Below are 2,996 nucleotides of genomic sequence, written 5' to 3' on the forward strand. Positions count from 1 at the left end.
GAGTGCGGCGTCACCGACTTGCCGCGATTGGGGAAGGTCGCGTAGGCGACGGCGTGCTCGAGTACGGTGACTTCGTCCGAGCCGATCGGCAGCGACGGCGTGTCGGGCAGCGGCGCCTTGAGGCCGAAGCGGCGGGCGACCTCGACGATCTTGGCGCGGCCGATCTTGGCCGGGTTCGGCGCCTTCGGCTGTTCCTTCTGGCCGATCGCGATCGACAGCTTCACCGGCACGACGTTGATCGAGCGCGTGATCGCCTGCGTCAGCGTCACCGCGCCGGAATAGGAATGGCCATAGTTCTGCGGACACCAATTGCCGATGCAGACCGGGCCGTCGACCACGATCGAGTTCGGCGTGAAGCCGTTCAGAAGCGCGGTGGTGTAGACGTAAGGCTTGAACGACGAGCCGGGCTGGCGGTAGGCGTCGGTGGCGCGGTTGAACTGGCTGGCGCCGTAGTCGCGGCCGCCGACCATGGCGCGGATGCCGCCGTCGAGATCGGACACGACGGTCGCGGCCTGCGTCGCGTGATAGTCGCGGCCGAACTGGCGCAGCTGGTTCTCGATCGCGTCTTCCGCGGCCTTCTGCACGTTGGCGTCCATCGCGAGGCGCACCACGAAGACGCGCTCGGTGTACGACTTCGGGAAGGTGTCGACCAGCTTGCGCATCTCGTCGAAGGCGTAGTCGAGATAGTAGTTCGGCGAAGCCTCGTCGCGGCGGTCGACGGCGAAGGCGGGGTTGCGGCGGGCGCCGAACACCTGGCCCTCGGTCATGAAGCCGGCATCGACGAGGTTGTCGAGCACGACGTTGGCGCGGGCGCGCGCGGCGGGCAGGTTGATGTGTGGGGCGTATTTGGTCGGCGCCTTGAACAGGCCGGCGAGCATCGCCGCTTCCGCCAGCGTCACGTCGCGCGCGGATTTGTTGAAGTAGAAATGCGCCGCGCCGTCGACGCCGAAGGTGCCGCCGCCCATATAGGCGCGGTCGAGATAGAGCTTGAGGATCTCGTTCTTGGTCAGGCGCCATTCCAGCCAGACCGCGAGGAAGGCTTCGTTGACCTTGCGCTCGATGGTGCGCTCGTTGCTCAGGAACAGGTTCTTGGCGAGCTGCTGCGTGATCGAGGAGCCGCCCTGGCGGACGCCGCCGGCCTGGGCGTTGGTGACGAGCGCGCGCGCGGTGCCGGCGATGTCGATGCCGAAATGCTCGTAGAAGCGGCGGTCTTCGGTCGCCAGCGTCGCCTTGATCAGCACGTCAGGAAAATCTTCCAGCGGGATCGAGTCGTTGTGCTTGATGCCGCGGCTGCCGATCGGGTTGCCGTAGCGGTCGAGGAAGCTCACCGCGAGATCGGACTTCTTCAGCCAGTCCTCGTCCGCGGTCTCGCGGAAGGCGGGGATGGCGAGCGTGAGCATCACGACGAGGCCGCCGAGGCCGAGGGTCGCGGCCTCCGACAGCGGCTCGATGAACACCCAGCGCTTCCACCGCCCGACATAGAAGCGGTCCATGAAGGTCGAGTAGCGCTCGTAGAGCTCGCGGATGCCCTTGGCCGAGGAGAACAGCGAGGAGTCGATGCGCGCATCGAGGTCCAGGAAGAAATTCCGGACCTTCTGCTTCCAATGCGGTGGTATGATCTGGCGCACCTAGAACCCTTGAGGCTCGGTTCGAAAGCGTTCAAGCACCCGGCCGGGGCGGCATCGAGACGTCTTGAGGGAATGTTACGGCAAACCCAAGGCGCCCGGTTCGCGTCCGAGGGGACTTGCTGTTCCTTCTAGCCGAGCAGGGCCTATAAACCAATGGTCAGGCTCGCGATTTTGAACAACAGGCCTAATTGACCCCGGGTCATTACGGGCCGCTCGGAGGGGTTGCTTGCAGCATCCCAGCCGCACGCCCTAGATGGGGGCAGCCGTAGCTCTTTCGAACCCTTGTTGAGGCGCATGACCGCAGCTCCCAAACGACCTTCAGGCCAGGAAGGATTCTTCTGGAAAACCAAGACGTTGGAAGAGATGTCGGCGGACGAATGGGAGAGCCTGTGCGACGGCTGCGGCCGCTGCTGCCTGAACAAGCTCGAGGACGAGGACACCGGCGACATCTATTTCACCCATGTCGGCTGCAAGCTGCTCGATGCCGGGACCTGCGGCTGCAAGGACTACCCGAATCGTTCCGACAAGGTTCCGGACTGCGTCCGCCTGACCCCGGCCAATGTCCGCACCCTGAACTGGCTGCCGCCGAGCTGCGGCTACAAGCTCGTCGCCGAGGGGCGCGACCTGTATTGGTGGCATCCGCTGGTATCAGGTGATCCCAACACCGTGCATGAAGCCGGCGTCTCCGTGCGCGGCCGGGTCGAGGGCAGCGAGGAGGAGATTCCGGATGCGGATCTCGAGGACCACATCGTGCAATGGCCGGCCCTGTTGCCGAAACGGGCACGCCTGAAGCGACGTCCGAAGGACTGACCCGCCGTACGGATCACGTGTTCGGGATGACCCGGCGGCGGGATGCACCCATGCGCCGCGGTGCCTGCCTGGGAAGAACTTTGCTGTCTACATTGGGCTGCATAGAACGAATCCTTCGCGGCGTTGCGCCGCCCCACGGCTTCCGATCGAGATGAACAAGTTCGACCGGCAGAGCAGTTCTGCCGACATCCAGGCGTTGCCCGACGACATTGCCGAAGAGCTGTCCCGCCTTCCGAGCGAGGTCATCAGCGTCGATGACGCGCCGTCCATCGCGCCGCCGGTGCCGCTGACCTCCGACGAGGTCCGCACCATCGTGATCAGCCTGATGCTGACGATGTTCCTGGCGGCCCTCGACCAGACCATCGTCGCGACCGCGCTGCCGACCATCGGGCGCCAGTTCCAGGACGTCTCGAACCTGTCCTGGGTGATCACGGCCTATCTGCTCGCCTCGACCGCGGTCGCGCCGGTGTTCGGCACGCTCAGCGACATCTACGGCCGCCGCGCCATGATCATCATCTCGCTCAGCCTGTTCGTGGCGGGCTCGGTGCTGTGCGCGAT

Annotated in this window: 3 protein-coding genes; 2 read left to right on the forward strand and 1 reads right to left on the reverse strand. The window is 65.3% G+C overall.

From position 1 onward, the window contains the following. On the reverse strand, window positions 1–1,628 hold a 1,628-nt coding region (locus AC1D00_RS34245), incomplete at its 3' end, for a transglycosylase domain-containing protein (RefSeq protein WP_477013718.1). A 294-nt stretch (window positions 1,629–1,922) separates the two neighbouring features. Between AC1D00_RS34245 and AC1D00_RS34250 the strand changes: the two genes are divergently transcribed. Continuing rightward, window positions 1,923–2,438 carry a YcgN family cysteine cluster protein gene (locus AC1D00_RS34250; protein ID WP_135172556.1) on the forward strand — a complete coding sequence of 172 codons (516 nt, stop codon included), beginning with the start codon at window positions 1,923–1,925 and terminating at the stop codon, window positions 2,436–2,438. A 151-nt stretch (window positions 2,439–2,589) separates the two neighbouring features. Then, window positions 2,590–2,996, forward strand: a 407-nt coding sequence (locus AC1D00_RS34255) for an MFS transporter (RefSeq protein ID WP_477013719.1), incomplete at its 3' end; no start/stop codon positions are given.

It is taken from the genome of Bradyrhizobium sp. P2_E8 (assembly GCF_056403875.1).

Coding starts and splice junctions, on each gene's coding strand:
- AC1D00_RS34250 (WP_135172556.1), top strand. CDS start 1,923: ATGACCGCAGCTCCCAAACGACCTTCAGGCCAGGAAGGATTCTTCTGG.